General features: G+C 63.9%; 20 protein-coding genes. 1 reads left to right on the top strand and 19 read right to left on the bottom strand.

The features are described from left to right. Positions 1-3 precede the first annotated feature (3 nt). From flgH to motA, 9 genes are all read right to left on the bottom strand, one after another. On the bottom strand, positions 4-699 hold the full coding sequence (gene flgH, locus P8Y64_00805; GenBank protein MEJ2059016.1) for a flagellar basal body L-ring protein FlgH: 696 nt from the start codon (positions 697-699) through the stop codon (positions 4-6). 22 nt (positions 700-721) lie between these two features. Beyond that, positions 722-1,507 (bottom strand): flagellar basal-body rod protein FlgG, encoded by a 786-nt coding sequence (gene flgG, locus P8Y64_00800; protein ID MEJ2059015.1) that lies wholly within the window; start codon positions 1,505-1,507, stop codon positions 722-724. A gap of 18 nt (positions 1,508-1,525) precedes the next feature. After that, the gene (gene flgF, locus P8Y64_00795; GenBank protein ID MEJ2059014.1) at positions 1,526-2,266 is read right to left on the bottom strand and encodes a flagellar basal-body rod protein FlgF; all 741 of its coding nucleotides are present in this window, start codon (positions 2,264-2,266) and stop codon (positions 1,526-1,528) included. 21 nt (positions 2,267-2,287) lie between these two features. After that, the gene (gene flgE, locus P8Y64_00790; protein ID MEJ2059013.1) at positions 2,288-3,556 is read right to left on the bottom strand and encodes a flagellar hook protein FlgE; all 1,269 of its coding nucleotides are present in this window, start codon (positions 3,554-3,556) and stop codon (positions 2,288-2,290) included. Between the two features lie 28 nt (positions 3,557-3,584). Next, on the bottom strand, positions 3,585-4,286 hold the full coding sequence (locus P8Y64_00785) for a flagellar hook assembly protein FlgD (protein MEJ2059012.1): 702 nt from the start codon (positions 4,284-4,286) through the stop codon (positions 3,585-3,587). A 13-nt stretch (positions 4,287-4,299) separates the two neighbouring features. Then, complete coding sequence (gene flgC, locus P8Y64_00780; protein MEJ2059011.1) at positions 4,300-4,713, bottom strand: flagellar basal body rod protein FlgC; 414 nt, start codon at positions 4,711-4,713, stop codon at positions 4,300-4,302. Between the two features lie 2 nt (positions 4,714-4,715). After that, positions 4,716-5,117, bottom strand: a complete 402-nt coding sequence (flgB, locus tag P8Y64_00775; protein ID MEJ2059010.1) for a flagellar basal body rod protein FlgB — start codon at positions 5,115-5,117, stop codon at positions 4,716-4,718. A gap of 201 nt (positions 5,118-5,318) precedes the next feature. Then, complete coding sequence (locus tag P8Y64_00770) at positions 5,319-6,227, bottom strand: OmpA family protein (protein ID MEJ2059009.1); 909 nt, start codon at positions 6,225-6,227, stop codon at positions 5,319-5,321. A 14-nt stretch (positions 6,228-6,241) separates the two neighbouring features. Next, a complete protein-coding gene (gene motA, locus P8Y64_00765; protein ID MEJ2059008.1) occupies positions 6,242-7,096 on the bottom strand; it encodes a flagellar motor stator protein MotA in 855 nt (284 codons plus the stop codon). Between the two features lie 188 nt (positions 7,097-7,284). Here motA and P8Y64_00760 point away from each other — a divergent pair, with 188 nt between their 5' ends. Further along, the gene (locus P8Y64_00760; GenBank protein MEJ2059007.1) at positions 7,285-8,658 is read left to right on the top strand and encodes an HDOD domain-containing protein; all 1,374 of its coding nucleotides are present in this window, start codon (positions 7,285-7,287) and stop codon (positions 8,656-8,658) included. A gap of 49 nt (positions 8,659-8,707) precedes the next feature. Here P8Y64_00760 and P8Y64_00755 read toward each other — a convergent pair whose 3' ends face one another. Genes P8Y64_00755 through P8Y64_00710 form a run of 10 tightly spaced genes read right to left on the bottom strand, consistent with a single transcriptional unit; the run spans position 8,708 to position 19,373 of the window. Beyond that, entirely contained in the window at positions 8,708-11,389 is a 2,682-nt protein-coding gene (locus P8Y64_00755) for a cation-transporting P-type ATPase (protein MEJ2059006.1), read from the bottom strand. Positions 11,390-11,413: 24 nt separating this feature from the next. Then, a complete protein-coding gene (locus P8Y64_00750) occupies positions 11,414-12,007 on the bottom strand; it encodes a V-type ATP synthase subunit D (protein ID MEJ2059005.1) in 594 nt (197 codons plus the stop codon). Further along, the gene (locus P8Y64_00745; GenBank protein ID MEJ2059004.1) at positions 12,000-13,403 is read right to left on the bottom strand and encodes a V-type ATP synthase subunit B; all 1,404 of its coding nucleotides are present in this window, start codon (positions 13,401-13,403) and stop codon (positions 12,000-12,002) included. The genes P8Y64_00750 and P8Y64_00745 overlap by 8 nt, the downstream gene beginning before the upstream one ends. Continuing rightward, the gene (locus P8Y64_00740) at positions 13,393-15,162 is read right to left on the bottom strand and encodes a V-type ATP synthase subunit A (protein MEJ2059003.1); all 1,770 of its coding nucleotides are present in this window, start codon (positions 15,160-15,162) and stop codon (positions 13,393-13,395) included. The genes P8Y64_00745 and P8Y64_00740 overlap by 11 nt, the downstream gene beginning before the upstream one ends. Next, positions 15,159-15,782 carry a hypothetical protein gene (locus tag P8Y64_00735; protein ID MEJ2059002.1) on the bottom strand — a complete coding sequence of 208 codons (624 nt, stop codon included), beginning with the start codon at positions 15,780-15,782 and terminating at the stop codon, positions 15,159-15,161. The genes P8Y64_00740 and P8Y64_00735 overlap by 4 nt, the downstream gene beginning before the upstream one ends. Beyond that, positions 15,779-16,096 (bottom strand): V-type ATP synthase subunit F, encoded by a 318-nt coding sequence (locus P8Y64_00730; GenBank protein ID MEJ2059001.1) that lies wholly within the window; start codon positions 16,094-16,096, stop codon positions 15,779-15,781. The genes P8Y64_00735 and P8Y64_00730 overlap by 4 nt, the downstream gene beginning before the upstream one ends. Positions 16,097-16,107: 11 nt before the next feature. Further along, positions 16,108-16,470 (bottom strand): ATP synthase subunit C, encoded by a 363-nt coding sequence (locus P8Y64_00725; GenBank protein MEJ2059000.1) that lies wholly within the window; start codon positions 16,468-16,470, stop codon positions 16,108-16,110. Further along, positions 16,451-18,286 carry a V-type ATPase 116kDa subunit family protein gene (locus P8Y64_00720; GenBank protein MEJ2058999.1) on the bottom strand — a complete coding sequence of 612 codons (1,836 nt, stop codon included), beginning with the start codon at positions 18,284-18,286 and terminating at the stop codon, positions 16,451-16,453. The genes P8Y64_00725 and P8Y64_00720 overlap by 20 nt, the downstream gene beginning before the upstream one ends. Next, positions 18,283-19,011, bottom strand: a complete 729-nt coding sequence (locus tag P8Y64_00715) for a hypothetical protein (GenBank protein ID MEJ2058998.1) — start codon at positions 19,009-19,011, stop codon at positions 18,283-18,285. Before P8Y64_00715 ends, P8Y64_00720 begins: the two co-directional genes overlap by 4 nt. Further along, positions 19,008-19,373 carry a V-type ATPase subunit subunit G family protein gene (locus tag P8Y64_00710; protein ID MEJ2058997.1) on the bottom strand — a complete coding sequence of 122 codons (366 nt, stop codon included), beginning with the start codon at positions 19,371-19,373 and terminating at the stop codon, positions 19,008-19,010. The genes P8Y64_00715 and P8Y64_00710 overlap by 4 nt, the downstream gene beginning before the upstream one ends. Between the last annotated feature and the right edge of the window lies 1 nt (position 19,374).

Genomic DNA, 19,374 nt, shown 5'->3' with positions numbered 1-19,374 from the left:
GACTCACAGCGGCCACCATGCCTGAATGAACTGGGTCAGCCAGCCAGGGCGGTTGGCGTCGTTGACGACGCCGCGGCCACCGTAGGAGATCTCGGCGTTGGCCACCTGCGTGGACAACACCGTATCCCGCGGCGTGATGTCGGCGGGGCGCACGATGCCGCGCACGCGGATGTATTCGCGCCCCTGGTTGAGGGCCACCCACTTTTCGCCCTGCACCACCAGGTTGCCGTTGGACAGCACCTGCGCGACGGTGACGGCGATCACGCCCTGCATCTGGTTGCTCTGCGAGCTGTCGCCCTGACCCTTGAAGGAATTCTTGCTGTTGATGCCGACACCGAGCAGCGGCTTGCCGTTGTACACCACGTCGCCGCCGAGCAGGCTGGGATTGGAAACGTCCATGCTGGTATCGCGCGCCGTGGTGGTGTCCGCCGACTTCTTGGCCGTGGTGCTTTCATTCAGCACCACGGTGAGGATGTCGCCCACCCGATGCGCGCGCTGGTCGGAGAACAGCCGCATGCTGTTGCTGACCTGGTAAATCGCACCGTTGTTGCGCTCCGGTGGACGGGGCGGCTCGGGCATCGTCGCCGCAAACTGCTGATTGTCGCCCGGCGCGGGCCCGGGCGACATGCTGGCGCAGCCGTTCATCAACGCCAGCATGCCGACGACAGCCATCTCCCTGATTATCCTCACCGCGTTCATGTTCGTACCTGCCTCGTCAGACTTAGAGGTTGTTGTTGACGTACTGGAGCATCTGATCGGTGGTGGCGATCGCCTTGGAGTTGATCTCGTAGGCGCGCTGCGTCTCGATCATGTTCACCAGCGATTCCACGGTGTTGACGTTGGAACTCTCCAGCGATCCCTGCTGCAGGGTGCCCACGCCGTTCAGTCCGGGCGTGCTGGTCTGCGGCGGACCGCTGGCGGCGGTTTCCAGGAACAGGTTCTGGCCGATCGGCATCAAGCCGGCGGGATTGATGAAATCGGTCAGCTGCACCGTGCCGAGCTGGGTGGGCTGAGTGTTGCCGGCGACGGTGGCCGTCACCGTGCCGTCGGAACCGATGGTGATGCTGGTGGTGTTCTGCGGCACGGTGATGGTGGGCTGCAGCGGGTTGCCGCTGGAGTCCACGACCTGTCCGTTGCTGTCGAGCTGAAACGAGCCGTTGCGCGTATAGGCGACCGTGCCGTCGGGCATCAGGATCTGGAAAAAACCGCGCCCCTGCACCGCCATGTCGAGATTGTTGCCGGTCTGCACGATGTTGCCCTGGGTGAAGATCTTTTCCGTCGAGTCCACCCGCACGCCGGTGCCGAGCATCAACCCGGAAGGCAGCTGGGTGTTCTGCGATGACTGGGCGCCGGCCTGGCGGACGTTCTGATAGATCAGGTCCTCGAACGAGGCCCGGCCCTTCTTGAAACCGGTGGTGTTGACGTTCGCCAGATTGTTGGCGATGACGTCCATGCGCGTCTGCTGTGCGTCCAGCCCGGTCTTGGCGATCCACAATGCGGGTGTCATGGTTGCTTTCCTCTCCTATCAGCCGGCCTGCAGCAGCTGCGCGCTGGCCTGGTCGTTGTTTTCCGCGGTTTTCATCAGCTTGACCTGCATCTCGTACTGCCGGGCCAGCGCGATCATCCGCACCATCGAATCCACCGTGTTCACGTTGCTGCCCTCCAGCGCGCCGGAGGTGATGGAAACGTCGGCGGATACCGGCGGCAGCTGCCCGTCGCGGGTATGCATCAGGCCGTCCTTACCCTTGGCCAGATTGCTGGCGGGCGGATTCACCAGCTTGATGCGATCGACCACCGCCAGGGCGCTGGGCAATTGTCCGCTGGGCTCCACGGTGATGGTGCCGTCGTGACCGATGTGGATTTGCTGGTTGGGCGGCACCGCGATGGGACCTGAGTTGCCCAGCACCGGATAACCCTGACTGGTGGTGAGCAGGCCGTTGCTGGTGAGCTTGAGCTCGCCGGCGCGAGTGTAGGCCTCGCTGCCGTCCGGCGCCTGCACGGCGATCCAGCCCTTTCCGTTGACGGCCACGTCCAGGGCGCGCCCGGTGGTCGTCAACGGTCCCGGGGTGAAGTCCGTGCCCGCTCCCCCATCCTCGGTATAGGCGCGGCTGTCGTAACCCGGACCCTGGATCGGCACCGCCTGGAAGGCGTCCAGGTCGCGCTTGAAACCGACCGTGCTGGTATTGGCGAGGTTGTTGGTGTTAACCGCCTGCGCCTGCATCAGTTCCTTGGCGCCGGACATGGCGATGTAGAGCATGCGATCCATGATTCAGTACCGGCCGCCGTCTCAGCGTATGTTGATGATGGTCTGGGTGACCGCGTTGGAGGTCGTGATCACCTGCGCATTCGCCTGGAAGTTGCGCTGCTCCGTGATCAGGTCCACCAGTTGCTTGGAGATGTCCACGTTGGAGTTCTCCAGCGAACCCGACTGGATCTGGCCGAACGAACCGCTGCCCGGCGCGCCCTGGCGCACGTCGCCCGAGGCGTAGGTCTGCCCCCAGGTCGTGTTGCCCAGCGGCTGCAGACCCTGCGGGTTGGTGAAGTCCGCCAGCGCTACCTGCCCCAGGGCCTGCGACTGGCCGTTGGTGTAACGCGCCGAGATGACGCCGTCGCCGCTTACGTCCAGACCGGACAGGCGTCCCGAGGTATAGCCGTCCTGGGTCAGGCTGTTGACGCTGCTGTTGTCGCCGAACATGGTGCTGCCGGTGAGATCCAGACTCATGTTGATCGCGGCTGCGCCGGTGGTCGGGGCGTAGGGATCGTAGGCGATCTGCCCCGATGCGGGTGCAGTCAGGTTGCCGTTGTCGTCGAAGCTGATGGTCGCCTGATTGGCGCCGCCCGTGGTCACCGTCGTACCGTCGACCTGTGTCAGCACCTGCCAGGTGGTGGAACCGGGCGTGGCGACGGTGGCCGGCGTGGTGGTGTCCTTGCGGAAGTAATAGATCGCGGTATGCGGCGAACCCAGCGAATCGTAGATGGTGGCCGGCGTCGAATAGGTGTAGGTCGTCGGATCCGCCGTGTTGATGGCGCCCGCACCGAGATCCGGCGCGCTGGCGCTGAGATTCAGCAGCGCGGAGACCTGGGTGGTGGCCTGCGGCGGTCCGGCATTGGTGGACAGCTGCAGGTCGGACAGGCTGCCCAGGTTGAAGGTCGGGTTGCTGGCCGTGGCGTTGATCGGTGAGTAGACCTGCAGGCGCTGACCGTTGGCGTTGACTAGGTAGCCGTTGCGATCGACCTCCAGCGCGCCCGCGCGGCTGTAGACCTGCGAACCGTTGTCGCTGAAGGTCATGAAGCCCTTGCCGCTGATGGCGAGGTCCAGGGTGTTGCCGGTGTTTTCCAGGTTGCCCTGGGTGAACTGCTGGGTGACCGCCTGCAGCTGCACGCCATTGCCGATCGCCTTGTTGCTGATGCCGCCGTAGGCGGTGGCATAGATGTCACCGAACTCGGTGCGGGACGACTTGAATCCGGTGGTGCCGGAATTCGCGATGTTGTTGCCGGTTACCTTGAGCGCCTCGGAGGCGGCATTCAAACCCGTCAATGCAGTACCGAATGACATGACTTGATCTCCTGTTTCGCAGCCTTGTTCAGCTGATTTTCCGGACCTGGCTCAGGTCCACCGTTTCACCATCGACCAATCCCAGCGTTACCGGGCCGCCGTTGCGGCCCAGCGTGACGTTGGAAACCCGGGCCTGCGTCAGTACCGTGCCGGCCTGCGTCTGGCCGTCGTTTTGCACACTGGCGCGCACCGTGTATGTGCCCGCCGGCATCTGCTGCCCGTCCATGCTGATACCGTCCCAGGTGAAGTTCACGGCACCGGCAGACTGCGGCCCCAGATCGAACTGCTTGATCAGCTGTCCGCCGGCGCCGTAGATGCCGACGCTGACCTGCTGGGCCGGCGCGGAAAGCTCGACCATCCCGTTCAAACCGCCGCTGGCGCCGAGCTGCGCCTGACCGGTGGGAACCAGCACATCGCGCCCCACCAGGCTGGCGGCCTGCAGCGCCTGGTTGTTGCTCATCGAGCTGGCCAGGCTGGAAAAGGATTTCTGCATGTCCTGAATGCCGGCCACCGAGCTGAACTGGGCGATCTCGGACAGGAAATTCTTGCTGTCCACCGGCTTGGTGGGATCCTGGTTGGTCAGTTCGGTCACCATGAGCTTGAAGAAGGTTTCCTGCCCGATGGCGGCGGCCGAACCCGAACCGCTGCCGCCCGACGAACTGCCGCTGCTGAAACCCAGTTGTGCGAACAGGTTGTTCGCGGCGTCGGTATTCGTTGTGGAAACGGTCATCGCGGATCTCCTTTTACTTGCCGAGCTGCAACGTGTTACGCAACAGACGCTGCGTGGTCGTCAGCACGTTGACGTTGTTCTGATAACTGCGCGACGCCGAGATCATGTCCGCCATTTGTTCGACGGCGTTGACGTTGCTGGTGTAGACGTAGCCGCTCTTGTCGGCGAGCGGATTGCCGGGCTCGTAACGGCGTCCCACCGGCGCCTGGCTCTCCTGGATGCGGTCCACCTGTACGCCCACCTGGCCCGGATTGCCCTGCGCGTTCTGCAGTTCGGCACTGAAGACCGGCTGGCGTGCGCGGTAGGCGGACTTGGCATCGCCGGTGACGTCGTCAGCATTCGCAAGGTTGCTGGCCACGGTGTTGAGGCGCACGCTCTGCGCCGTCATCGCGGAACCGGCGATATCGAAGATGTTGTAAAGCGCCATGCTTATTGCCCCTTGATCGCCTGCCGCAATCCCTGGATGCGGCCGTTCAGAAAGGTCAGGGTGGCCTCGTAACGCATTGCGGTCTGACCGAACTCGGCCTGATTGCGTTGCAGGTCCACCGTGTTGCCGTCCAACGAAGGCTGCGACGGTACCTGGTACAGCAATTCCTGCCGGGTGCCCGTCGTGCCGCCCGGCTCAATATGTGCAGCACTGGTACGCGTCAGCGCCAGTTGTCCGCCCTGCCCGCCGGCCGCATTCAGCGCTGCCTTGAAGTCGAGGTCGCGCGCCTTGTAGCCGGGGGTGTCGGCGTTGGCGATGTTCGATGCGAGCACTTCCGAACGCTTGCTTTCCAGACGCAGCGCCTCGGGAAAAACACCCAGTGCCTGATTGATCGATAGCGGCATGTCCGCTCCCTAAAGAAATTCCGTAACCAGTCGAAAGCAGGAAAGGTGCCAACCCTGTCGATCCCGATAAATCAATCGATTAGGAACAAACCGATATGCAAAGCGGCAAAGTTTCGCCGGCCGGCGGCAAACTTGCCGCCGGCGGTTCGTCGCGATCCCGAGAAATAAACAGCGGGTTCGCCTGCCGTGGGCAGGCGGCGGTCAGTGCGTCGATGCCGCAGCCGTAGTCGGAGACGGAGCCGTAGTCGGAGACGGAGACGGAGACGGAGACGGAGACGGAGACGGAGACGGAGTTTGCCCGGCGGCGGCCGACCCGCCTTTCGGTGCATAGTCGTAGGCATCGCCCTTGTGCATCGCGGCCTCGGCCTTGCGGCTGAGCACGATGATGCTGATGCGGCGGTTCACCGCGGCCAGCGGATGTTGCTTGTCGAACAGCACCGTATCGCTCAGCCCGACCACGCGCGCGACCTTGGCCGGCTTCATCGTTCCCTGGATCAGGGCACGGCGCGCGGCGTTCGCGCGCTCGGTCGACAGTTCCCAGTTGCTCGTCCCGGCGGACAGGAACCCATGGGCATCGGTATGGCCGGTAATGCTGATCCGGTTGGGCACCCGATTCAGGAAGGCACCGATTTTTTCCAGAATGGTGCGGGCATAGGGTTTGAGCACCGCACTGCCCAGATCGAACATCGGGCGATTCTCCCGGTCGACGATCTGCACCCGCAATCCTTCCGGGGTGATGTCGATCAGCAGCTGATCCTTGAACGGCTTGAGCGCCTGGCTGTGGTCGATGGCCTTTTTGAGTTCCACCTCCAGGCTTTGCAGACGCGCCTGGTCACGCTGTTCGGCAACCGGCTTCGCCTGCGCCTTCGGTGCGGGTGCGGGCACAGGCGAACCGCCGATACTCGGCATCTGCACCGGACCGCTGGTCATATCCTGAGTGCCGCCCAACTTGATCATGCTGGTGCTGGCCCCACCGGGCCCCTGCACCGCGGAAAACGCCATCATGGCGGTCACGAAGTCGGCATAGGCCACCTTCCAGGCACCGCCATGATGCCCGTGTGCCTTGACGATCTTTTTCTTGATGATGATCGGCTGTTTTTTATCTTCCATCGCTCAGGAATCCCTCAACGCTTTTCCTTGAGGAAATCTTCCAGCTCCTGGAAGCTCGGACGAATCGCCGAATACATGGCCTTGCGACCGAACTCCACGGCGATCTGCGGGCTGTAGCCCTGCACCTGGGCTAGGATGCAGGCCTTGACGCTCTCGAGGAAATTCGCCTCTTCGCGGGAACGATGCCCCAGGGCGACGGACAGCGGCGCAACGAAACCGTAGGCCAGCAGAATGCCGAGAAAGGTGCCGACCAGCGCCGCGGCCACGTGTTCGCCGATCACCTGGGGCGGCTTGTCGAGCGAGCCCATGGTGATCACCACGCCCAGCACCGCCGCCACGATACCGAACCCGGGCAGACCGTCCGCAACCCGGTTCAAGGCCTCGGAGGTCAGATGCGATTCCTCGTGATGCGTCTCGAGTTCGAGCGACATCAGATTGTCCAGCTCGAAGGGATTCATGCCACCGGACACGATCAGGCGCAGATAATCGACGATGTAATCCAGTGCGTGGTGATTCTTGAGAATCTTGGGGTAATTGCCAAGCAGGGGACTTTGCTCGGGTTCCTCGATATCCGCCTCGATGGACATGAGGCCTTCCTTGCGGGCCTTGTTGAACAACTGGTACATCAGCCCGAACATCTCCAGGTACATGCCCTTGTTGTATTTCGATCCGCCGAGCAGTGACGGCACACCCTTGATAACCTTGATGACCAGACTCATCGGGTTGGCGGTGACGAAGGCGCCCAGGGCGGCGCCGCCGATGATCATCAACTCGAACGGTTGCAGCAACGCTTCGAGGTGGCCATGCGAAAGCACATAGCCACCCACCACACTACCCACTACCAGAACAAAACCGATAATTGCATTCACTCGACAAGTCCCCGGGATCTGTCACATCAACGACTGCTATCTGCCGGCATGTGTAAACGTGCATGCCGATGTATTCGCGCGAAACGATACAGACGATAGCCAGCCCGCAAGTGGTGATATAGGCTCTCCTGCATGGCGCGCCATTTTGCGTGCGGCTATCCTCATGATCGAACCAGACAAGACCCGCTATGGACAAACCCCGACTACCCTGCCTGGACAGGACGCGTAACGAGCTCAAGAGATTGGCCGATCTGGATACGTTATCGGCCAAACAGCTGGGACATTTAGCCGCCACGGACACGGCACTGGCGGTGGCGTTGATACACCAGGTCGGCACCGTCCGGCATCGTCACCTGGCCAACCCGGTGACGACCCTGCGTCAGGCGGCGCAGATGCTGGGTGTCAACGGCATGATTCGCGAGGCCGAACAGCTGCCCTCGCTGGAGCAGACCCTGCCACCCGAACAGCAGGCGCATTATCGTCGACTGCTTGCGCAAAGCGCCCTGGCCGGACGACTCGGCCTGCGCATCGCCTATGAACAGCACGACCTCGAACCCGGTGAGGTGGCCCTGGCCGCCTTGTTGAACAACCTGGGGCATCTGGCGCTGTGGGTCAGCGATGCACCGCAGATGGAGAGCCTGACCGAACTGGAAACCGCGGGCGGTGCGCCCATACAGGAAGCCGAGTTCGTCGTCTTCGGACAGGGCATCGAACAGACCGCCCGCAGGCTGGCGGCCCAGTGGAGCCTTCCGGAACTCGTCGCCCAGTCCATGGAACCACAAGGCGCCGCCAAACCCCGTATCGTCGGCGTCATGCTGGCCGCCAGACTGGCACAACAGGCACTGCATGCCTGGCGGCTGCCCGGCCTGGGGGACGATTTATCGGTTGCCGCCGACTATCTGCAACTGGAACGGCCGGCACTGGAGCAGTTCATCGACGAGGTCGTCCGGCAGTTCGATGACGACATCGAACGCTACGGCATTGACCCTGTTCCCGCCCAGGCGGAGCAGTCCGTCGAGGCGCAGGAACCCGTCAATCCGCCCTTTTGTCTCGCGCCGCGATCCGACCTGCTGCATGCGACCAAGATCCGCCTCGCCAAGGGGGAATTCGCCGACCGTCAGGCGGTGACTAGAACATTGGTGACCGGACTGCACCGCGGGCTGGGCCTGAACCGCGTGGTGTTCGCGATCTACGCCGGCGGCGACGAGGCGACGCTGACGGCTTCAGTGATGGCCGGCACAGACTACGAGCCGCGCTTCAATCGGTTCCGGCTGGCGCTGGACGGACCGCATCTGTTCACCCGCCTGATGCAAAAACCACAGGCGTACTGGATGCAGGGCGCGGAGCACTACAAGCCCTGGAAGCTGGTACCCATGCGTGTCCGCGATCTGATTCACACCGATCAGTTTTTCGCGGCCTCGCTGTTCACCGAGGGACAACCCTACGGGCTGGTCTACGCTGACCGCCGCCACCCCTTTTGCCGCATGGATGAACTGAGCTTCGCACAGTTCAAGCCGCTGTGCGCCTATGCGACACAGGCGCTGGAAAGACTCACTGCCTGAAGCCGAACCGCCCGACACACCTGCAAAAATCAAAACCCGGTATGCCGGCTCAGCGGCTGTGGCCGGGCAGCATGAATTTCTCCAGCTCCACCAACACGAATACGCTGGCCGAAACCAGTACGATGCGGCCCCAGGCCTCGAGGGTGATGGGCTGGGTCGAAAACAGCAGCTGCATGGGCGGGAAATAGGTATACAGCAGCTGGAACAAAGTCACGGTGACGATCGCGATCCACACATAGGGATTGTCGAACAGGCCGTGCCAGCTCAGCACCGGTTCGCGAATATAACGGGTGTTGAGCAGGTAGAAGGCCTCGAACATCACCAGCGTGTTCACCGCGATGGTGCGGGCATATTCGATCGAGGCGCCCTGCCCGCGCTCCCACAGAAACAGACCGAATACGCCTGCGACGAGAATGGCCGCAACGAACACGATGCGCCAGATCAAAAATCGCGACAGCAGCGGTTCGCCGGGATTGCGCGGCGGGCGGCGCATCACGCCGTGTTCGGGCGGTTCGAACGCCAGTGACAGTGCGAGCGTCACGGCCGTGATCATGTTCACCCACAGGATCTGTACCGCCGTGATGGGCAGCAGACGCCCCATCAGGATCGCGGCGACGATCACCATTGCCTCGGCGGCATTGGTGGGCAGGATGAACAGGATGGATTTTTTGATGTTGTCGTAAATGGTGCGCCCTTCCTCCACCGCGGCGGCGATGGAAGCGAAGTTGTCGTCGGCCAGCACCATCTCGGCCGCCTGCTTAGCCGCGTCGGTACCCTTGAGTCCCATGGCGGTGCCGACGTCGGCGCGCTTGAGCGCGGGCGCGTCGTTCACGCCGTCACCGGTCATGGCGACCACATGACCGTTGCCTTGCAGGGCCTGCACGAGGCGCAGTTTTTGCTCGGGACTCACCCGTGCAAAAACATCGGTATCCTCCACGGCATGCTGCAACGCATCGTCGTCCATGCGGCACAGGGATTCCTCCGTGAGTACGTTTTCACCGTCACCGATCCCCATCTGCATACCGATGGCCCGTGCCGTAGCCGCATGGTCGCCGGTAATCATCTTCACCCGCACCCCGGCCTGATGACAGCGCGCCACGGCCTCGATGGCCTCGGCCCGCGGCGGATCGGCAAGGCCGGTCAGCCCCAGCAGGGTAAGACCCCCTTCCACATCGTCGAAGTCCAGTTCGCGCTGGGTGTCAGAGGCCACCTTGAACGCCAGGGCAAGCACCCGCTGGCCCTGGGCCGCAAGATGGTCGAGCGATGCCTGCCAGAAATCGCGATCGATGGATTCGTCCTCGCCGGCCTCGCGCTGGAAGGCGCAGCGCGGCAACACGACCTCCGGCGCACCCTTGAGATAGATGAACCCGTGTCCGCTGTGATCGTGATGTAGGGTGGCCATATAGCGGTACTCGGCGGCGAACGGAATCACGTCCGTGCGCGGCCAGTTCTCGCGTTCGAAATCGGGCTCCAGGCCCGCCTTGTGGGCCAGCGTGATCAGCGCCACCTCGGTCGGGTCGCCGGCATGTCTCCAGCCGTCCTCGGCCTGATGCAGATCCGCATCGTTGCAAAGCAGGCCGGCGCGCGCGATTTCCTCCACCACCGGGTAGCGGTCGGTTTCGCAGACCTGCTCGCCGCACAGCAGTTCGCCGTGCGGATCATAGCCGCTGCCGGTCACGCGCAGTTCGATTTCCTTCGCCACGATACCCTGCACGCTCATTTCGTTATGAGTCAGCGTACCGGTCTTGTCGGAGCAGATGACCGTCACCGAGCCCAGAGTTTCGACGGCGGGCAGCTGTCGGATGATCGCGTTGCGTGATGCCATGCGTTGCACGCCGATGGCGAGGGTGATGGTCATGATCGCCGGCAGACCTTCGGGGATCGCCGCCACCGCGAGACCCACCGCCGCCATGAACATGTCGACGGCACCGTAATCGCGCCAGAAATAACCGCCCACGAAGGTCAGCGCCGCCAGGCCGAGGATCGCGCCCGTCAGCCAGCGGGCGAAGTCATTCATGCGGCGTAGCAACGGCGTGGTCAGAGTCTGCACGTCGGCCAGCAGGCGACTGATGCGCCCGATTTCGGTGGCGCTGCCGGTGGCGGCCACGATCCCTGTTCCCTGGCCGTAGGTCACCAGGGTGCCGGACCAGACCATGCAGCTGCGTTCCGCCAGTACGGTGTCCTCCGCGACGGCGGTGACGTGCTTGTCCACCGGCAACGACTCGCCGGTCAGCAGCGACTCGTCCACGCTCAGATCACGCACCGCAAGCAGGCGCAGATCGGCGGGAATACGATCGCCCGGTGCGAGCAGAACAATATCGCCGGGGACCAGTTCTTCCGCAGGAATGGTGATCAGGCGCCCGCCGCGCTTGACGACGGCTTGCGGCGAAAGCAGACCGGCGATGGCCTCCAGGGCGTGCTCGGCCTTGCCTTCCTGGATAAAACCTATCAGCGCATTGATGACGACCACGCCGATGATCACGCCAGTATCCACCCATTCGGTGAGCGAGGCGGTGACCGCGGCGGCGGCGAGCAGGACGTAGATCAGCAGGTTGTTGAACTGCTCCGCAAAGCGGCGCAAGGCGGAGCGGCGGGCGGGCGGCGGCAAACGATTGAAACCGTAGGTCTCACGACGGCGCGCGATTTCCTCGACGGCGAGGCCGTCCGGCGTGGACGACAGGGCCGCCAGCGCCTTTTCGGCACTCAGGTTGTACCACGGCTGTTGTGTCATGATGCAGCGCTCAACGAATCATATTCAGCCGGCGCTGCGGACCCTGAGGGCGTCCTCCTGCTCCAGCATTTCGATCATCGATTCCAGTTCGCGGATATCGTCGCTCAATTCGGGAATCAGCACATCCTCCAGCGCCCGGGTGCGCCGTTCCGTCTTCAGGTAATCCTCGTACAGCCGGTTGAGGTTGCCTTCCAGCGCCGCCATCTCCGCGCACAAAATGACCAGGTCGCGAAAGCGCGAACGGCAGAGATCGCCTTCCGGACTCAGGCCGGCGGCCGGAATCTCGTCCGCCACCTCGGTCTCGACATCCACCAGAGATACGCCCAGCAGTTCACGGGGTGCGGCATGCAGCTTCACGCCCTCGAGGCCGGCGGGCGGATAGGTTTGCAGGCCGTCCAGGCCGTGCCGAGCCGACGCCATCTGCAATGCCTGCACGGCGGCGGCGAACGCCGTTTCGAAGCGGCGGCGCACTTCGATGAAGCCTTTGAGCTGGTGAATGATCTCGGCGGCGACCAGGGCGCGCTTTTCGTCCAGAAAGGCGTGTCCCTCGCGCATCACGGTGCGCTCTTCGCGCAGCTCCAGCAATACGGACTGCGAGGGTGTCAGGTCTTCACGCATCGGCCAACTGCGGTTTGATGTACGTCTCGATTTGTTCGTCGCTCAGCCGGTGCAGCTCGCGCAACGGCAGCACGGCCAGCAACCGCCAGCCGATCTCCATGCTTTGCTCCAGCGAGCGGCGTCCATCCTGTTGCACGAATTCGCGTTCGAAACGCGTGCCGAACTCCAGATATAGCCGGTCGGTCGGCGACAGCCCGTCCTCGCCCACCACGCTGGCCAGTACGCGGGCCTGGCGCGCACGCGCATAGGCGGCATACAACTGGGTGGCTAGGGCGGGATGATCTTCATGCGTATAGCCGCGACCGGTGCCGTCCTTCATGAGGCGCGACAGGCTGGGCAGCACCTTGATGGGCGGGAACACGCCCTGCCGGTCCAGCACCCGGTCGAACACGATCTGCCCCTCGGTGATATAGCCGGACAGGTCGGGGATCGGGTGGGTAATGTCGTCCGCCGGCATGGACAGGATCGGCATCTGGGTCAAGGTACCGTCATGGCCGTGAATACGCCCCGCCCGCTCGTACAGGGTGGCCAGGTCGGAGTACATGTAACCGGGGTAACCCTTGCGGCTGGGAATCTCGCCCAGGCCGGTGGAGACCTCGCGCAGCGCCTCACAGTAGTTGGTCATGTCGGTCAGGATGACCAGCACGTGCTTGCCCTGTTCGAAGGCGAGATACTCCGCGGCGGTGAGCGCGAAGCGCGGCGTCAGCAGCCGCTGGGTGCTCGAATCGGAGGCCAGGTTGAGGAACAGCGCGGTGCGCTCCAGCGCCCCGCTTTCTTCCAGGGAACGGCGGTAGTATTCGGCGCTGTCATAGGGCACGCCGATACCGGCGAACACGATGGCGAAATCCTCATGACTGCTGCGCAGCCGCGCGTCGCGCGCGATCTGCACCGCCAGCCGATCGTGCGGCAGCCCGGCGCCGGAGAAGAACGGCAGCTTCTGGCCGCGCACCAGGCTGTTGAGGATGTCGATGCTCGAAACGCCGGTTTCGATGAAGTCGCGCGGCGTCTCCCGCTCCACCGGATTGATCGGCAGGCCGTCGATGGCCAGATGTTCGTGCGCCGCGATGGGCGGTCCACCATCGATCACCTGTCCCACGCCATTGAACACGCGGCCCAGGATGCCGGGACCGACGCCGAATTCGATGGGGTTGTAGAAGATATCGACTTCCACGTCGTCCAGGTTGAGTCCCATGGACTGGTCGAGTATCTCGATGGTCATGTGGGTCTCGTCCAGCGCCACGATACGGCCCATGCGCCGGCGGCCGTCCTGGCCACGCACATGCACCGCAAAATTCGCGGCCACATGCACCGGCCGGCGCATGAACAGCAGAGAACCTTCCAGACGCTCCGCGTTCTGGGTCAGGGTGAGTTGGGCGTGCATGCGTTCAACCGGCATGGGCTTCCTCCGCGCCGTGCTGATCGAGCAGGGACTGCATCTCCTCGTCCAGCTGGTGCTTGAGCGTTTCGAAGGTTTCCATCTGATCTTCGCCGATCTCCTCGCTCATGCGCTGCAGGCGACGATAGATCGGCAACTCGGTAATACGGTCCGGATGCACGGCACGCGCCACGGCCTGCTCGGCCTGATCCATGAAGCGCATCAGCAGCTCGAGAATCGCGGTCTGGCGCCCCGGTGAGCAATAGCGGTCGATTTCGGAAAAGGCCGACTGGCGCAGGAAGGCGTCGTTGACCAGTTCGGCGCAGGCCAGACGCAGCTGTTGTCGATACGGCATTGCGTCCTTGCCGATGATGCGCGCCATACGTTCAAGGCGGACCTGGTCCTCCAACAGACCCAATACCGATCGGCGCAGCTCCTGCCAGCGGCTGTTGCCCTGGGTCTGCCACCAGCCGGACAGCACGTCGGCGTCCTCCGAGTAGGACAGCAGCGGGTTGATAGCCGGATACATGCGCGCCTGTGCGCGCTGTGCGTCCAGCGCCCAGAAACAGCGTACATAGCGCTTGGTGTGCACAACCACCGGTTCGGAAAAATCGCCGGAAGGCGGACTGACCGTGCCCATGACAGTCACCGAGCCTTCTTCCCCGCTCAGGGTCCGCACCCGTGCAGCGCGTTCGTAGAAATCAGCCAAGCGGGAACTGAGGTAGGCGGGATAACCAGCCTCCCCCGGCAGTTCGCCAAGCCGCCCGGAGATTTCGCGCAGGGCCTCCGCCCAGCGGCTGGTCGAATCGGCCATCAGGGCGACGTCCAGGCCCTGGTCGCGGAAGTACTCGGCCACGGTAATCGCGGTATAAATGCTCGCCTCGCGCGCGGCCACCGGCATGTTGGAGGTATTGGCGATGATCACCGTACGCTCCATGAGCGGCCGGTCGTTGCGCGGATCGACCAGTTGCGGGAATTCCTCCAGCATGCCCGTCAGTTCGTTGCCACGTTCCCCGCAACCGACGTAGACGATCACGTCCGCGCTGCACCAGCGTGCCAGCGTTTCCAGCAACACGGTCTTGCCGGTACCGAAACCGCCCGGCACCGCCGCCTTGCCGCCGAGCGCGACCGGGAACAGCGAGTCCAGAATACGCTGCCCGGTAATCAGCGGCTGGGAGACCGGCAGCCGTTCGGCGATCGGCCGCGGCACCCGCACCGGCCAATGATGGACGCCCTGCATTTCCCGGCGCCCGTGCGGGGTTTCGATCTCGCACAATACGTCGCCGATGGTGTATTCGCCGGCCTCGACGAGGCGGTCGACCCGGCCGGCCAGATCGGGCGGCGTCAGCAGCAACTGATCGGCGGCGTTGGCACGGCTGACCTTGGCGATGGGCTGGCCGGCGGCCACCTCGGTGCCGACGGCAATCATCGGCTCGAAGCGGAAGGTGTCATCCAGCTTGGGTTGAAATCCGCGCGGTACGAACGGCGTATCGAAACCGGTCAGCGGGCGCAGCAGCCCGTCGAAGATGCCGCCGAGTACCGCGGGTGACAACGGGATCGACAGCGGCTGGCCGTGTCCGGTGACCTCGTCGCCCGGGGACAATCCCGTGCTGTCCTCGTAGACCTGGACGGTGATCTCGTTTTTGTTGAGACGAATAACCTCGCCGAGCAGTCGGTGCTCACCGACCTGCACCGATTCGAACAGGGAGAACGGCCGCGTGGTACGGGCCCGTAACAACGGGCCCTGGATTTCGATAATGGTTGCCTGCTGTCCGCTCACGGCGTTTCCTCCCCGGCAATGCGCTCCAGACAGGCCAGCAGACGTGCATTGATGCCCTCGTCATGGGCCAGCAACCCGTTCAGGGTACCGTCGAAGATCACACCTTCAACGTGTATACGGATACCCGCCTCGATCATGTCGTCGAGTACGAAGCGTGGATCCACGTCGCTGCAGTAAGCCAGCTGTTCCCTTACCGGGTGCTCCTGGCGCGTGTCCCAGACGGCACCGTGATGAATCTCCCAGACCCCTTTGGGCAACACGGCGCAGGCATGGCGAACGATGTTTTCCAGCCATGCGGTCTGCACCCGCGGCGACTTCCAACCCTCCAGCAAGGTCTCGCGCAAAACCTCACGCGCCTGCTCCAGGAGAGCGGTGAAATGGCGCTGGTGGTGCTGGCGGCGCGCGGTCGCCAGGCGCGACTTGGCGTATTCGGTTTCACGGGCGATCAGGGTCCGTTCCTCGGCCACCGCCGTGGCCGCGCGTGTACGGGCGGCCCGGAAAGCTGTCCGTATGGTCTCCTCGGCCTCATGCCGGGCCTGCTCAAGGATCGCCTCGCTGCGCTTGCGTCCCTCGTCTTCCAGGTATTCGGTCAGGACTTCGGTTTGCTGCTCGGCCTTCATTGTGACGCTCCGTGGGCAAAGTCCTCGCGCAAGCCGAGGTGACTGCGGATTGCACTGGTGAAGTCCCCCGGTTCCGAAAGCCGACGCACATCCGGCACCTCAAGCACCAGGGGCATCGTCCGCTGACGCAGATCACGCATGACGTCGGCCGGCAGGCCGCGGGCGATATCGACGGTCATGATCAGCATGTCGACGTGGGGCAGATGCGCCTCCAGGGCGAGCAGTGCCTCCTCCGGGCCGACCGCCAGGGACTGGCAGCCCGCCATGCGAAACGCGGCCGCGCTCAATTCATCCCCGAGAAACAAGACCCGCATGACGTCCGCGATCAGACCAGTCGGTTGAGAATAAGGATCGAGATGATCAGGCCGTAAATGGCGATACCTTCCGCCAGACCGACCAGGATCAGCAGACGACCGAACAGTTCGGGTTTCTCGGCCATGGCGCCGACGGCCGCGGAACCGACCCTGCCGACCGCGATGCCCGCCGCCAGCGAGGACATGCCGGTGGCCAGCGCGGCGGCGATCAATCCGCCGACCCACGTATTGCCGCTCATCACCGGCGCCGCGACCGTGGCGGCGTTTTCGGCGGCGGCCCAGGCGTCGGTCCACAACACCGCGGTGAGCAACACGCTGGCAGCTGTCGTAACCAGTACGAGCAGAACAGCCGTATTACGAATTTTTCTGGACATGATCACTCCTGTTGGCCGAGGGGGGGAAAGGCACGGGCCGAAAGGGTCTGCCCGTACCTTGAAGAAAGCGCACAAAAAACTCAAACAACACCAGACGGGTGGTCTGAATGGATACCACCAGCCCTTCGATGGCGAGGATCAGGACATTGCCGATGACCAGGATCACCACAAAGCCGAACCGGTTGCCGGTGGTTTCCGCCAGGCTGATCACTGCAGAGGATAGCCCGGCATGCGCCAATGCGAAGGCGCCGACACGCAAAAAGGAAAGGGTGTTGATCAGGATCTGGAAGGTCGTCTCGATGAGGTGTGCCAGCGCACCGAGCATGCTCGCCAGCATGCGGCCGCGCTCGGCATGGCCCAGCAGATACACCAGCAGGCCCAGCAGGGCCAGCATGAAAAGTCCGCTGTTCAGAAAACCGCCCACCAGGCCCCAGTAAATGACCAGAAACCCGGCATCCCCAACCCAGGCGAAACCGCCGGGGCGGCGCCAGCGCGACTCGAACCCGTTGATGACAATCCCCAGCGTAAGCAGCAGGACCCCGCCGATCAGCGGAATCTCCAGCAATAACAGGGGATCGGAGAGCGGATGCAGCCAGAGCGGCGGGAGCAGGTTTTCCAGCGAAAACACGCTGCCGAACAACGCGCCAAATAATACGGCCGCGCCGCCGCAGATCACCAGAATGCGCGCCACCGGCCAGCGGCGCTGCAGGATCAGGCCGGCGACCGCCAATACCGCGCCCTGCCCCACGTCGCCGAACATGTAGCCGAACATCAGCGGCACGATCACCGCCAGCAGCGCGCTGGGATCCGCCTCGTCGCGGCCGGGAATGCCCAGCGCACGCGTGAACACCTCGAACGGCCTGACCCAGCTGCTGTGGCGCATGCGCAGCGGGGGCGACTTGTCGGTGGGGGCCGGCGGGAAATGCACCAGTCCTCTGACGCCGGCCTTTTCCAGCGCCTTGTCCAGCGGCTCGGTGTTCTCGAGCGTGGTCCAGCCGGTCAGCCAGGACAGGTGCGCGCTTGCTGGCAGATTGTCTACATGCTGCAGCAGCCACTTGCCGCGCTCCAGCTCACCGAGGGCCGAGGGCATGTCGTGGCGCTGATTGATATCGGCCAGCTGCTCCCGGTACTGCGCATCCTCGGCGGCGATGGCCTGCTCGCGCGCGGCGATCTGCGCCTCGAAGTCCGTCACATCCTGCAGCCAGTCGGGCAGATCGCGGCATACCGCGTGGGCGAGACTCATGCCGCGCATGAAAACGCCTTCGCGGTTGCCCGGCACCAGCGCCAGCAGGCAGGCGCCGGTGGGCGTATAGAACGGCAGCGACAGCACGTCCTCGTAAACAGGCTGGGATCCTTCAGGCAGCTGGCAGCAGCACTTGACCGACAGGAACTCGCCGCGGCTCAGCAGGGACAACTCGATTCCCGCCGTATGCAATGCAGTCAGGGCCTCGCGCCAGAACTGGCATTCCTCGCGCTGCGAACGCAACGACTCCAGGGTGTTGATGGACGTGTCGGCATCGACCTGCCAGTCCTCGATGTGCTGAAGCGCGGTGTCCAGCACCGATTCGGGCGGCAGGTCTTCCTGCCCGACGCGCTGAAAGACCGGCTCGGGCCACCAGGTCTGATAACGACGCGTCAGCTTGTCGTAATGCGCCACCTGTTCACGCATGACGTCGAGCCGCAGGCTTTGCTGGCGCCCTTCGCGCATTTCCAGTTCGACCTCGCCGGTGGCGGCGAGCGCTTCCAGCGCGATGACGCATGAGGTGCGCGGCACCACGATCTCGAACCAACGGGCCGGAACCGGACGCAGGCTCATGCGAATCCCACCCTGGCCTCGAAGATGCGCCGGCTGATCAATTCGGCCTGAAGACGTTCCAGCATCCAGAAAAACAACACCAGATAGACTGGCAGCATGATGCGGGCGTCCAGATAGCGGTGCAGCAGACTGCGCAGCGATGGCGCGACCTCGGCCACACCGGCCTGTACAGGGTGCATATGCAAGGCCAGGGAGACGCGCTCCAGCAGTGTGTTTCCTGCGACCGATTCGACCAGGGACGCGGGCAGCCGGGAGCGCAGGCCAGCGAGCCAGAGTTCGCGTATCCCGACATCGGCGGCCAGCGGTGAGCTGAATGTATCACTCAGTCCACCGCGATCCTCGCCGCTGATCCAGGCATCGAGAAACGGATCTTCACGCATCCAGCTGTAGACCTCCCCCTCACGCGCCAGGTGCTCGATTACGCCCAGATAGGGCAGATATCGGCACCACGCCACGGCATCCTCAGTTCCCTCGACCGTCCAGTGGCTCAGCGTTTCGACTTCAGCGAGATAGCGGGCGCGCAGCCGTCGCTCGATTGCATGCGCACCGTCATCGGGCTGCAGTAGCTGGACCCAGGGACCCAACGGCGTGGCACGCGCGCTTGCCAGGAAATGCGCGTAGTCGTTGACGGGATTGAGATACGACCAGTCCTGCTCTGAAGGCAGCTTGGAAAGGCGCCCGAGAATGCGTGCCTCGGTATACGCCGCATCATTGACGATACTCACGAGGCGGCCTTCTTTCCTCCCCTGCTGACGCCGAGCAGTTCATCCGCCATTTCCGAGGCGGCACGACGCACATAGTCCGCATCGTGTTCGCTCATCAGCGGTGCCTCGCGGACTGCCTCGGTCTCGGCGCGGATATCGGCCAGCAACTGGTCCAGCCGGCTTTCCCGTCCCTGGTGAAGCGCCCGGATACGCGCATCAGCACGGGATTCGATCCGGCGCGCGGTCGCACGCGCCTGTTTGAGCAGATCGGCAGCCTCGTCACGCGCCGTTTCGACGGCGTCGGTCGCCGACTGTTCGGCGCTCAGGACGCGATTGATCGCGTCGCTGAGCCCGAACTCCGGTTGGCTGTCATCCGCCGGCATG

Source organism: Gammaproteobacteria bacterium, from assembly GCA_037388465.1.
Taxonomy (GTDB): Bacteria; Pseudomonadota; Gammaproteobacteria; order SpSt-1174; family SpSt-1174; genus JARRKE01.
The sequence above is the reverse complement of the archived record's forward strand: the minus strand, read 5'-3'. Positions and strand labels throughout refer to the sequence as shown.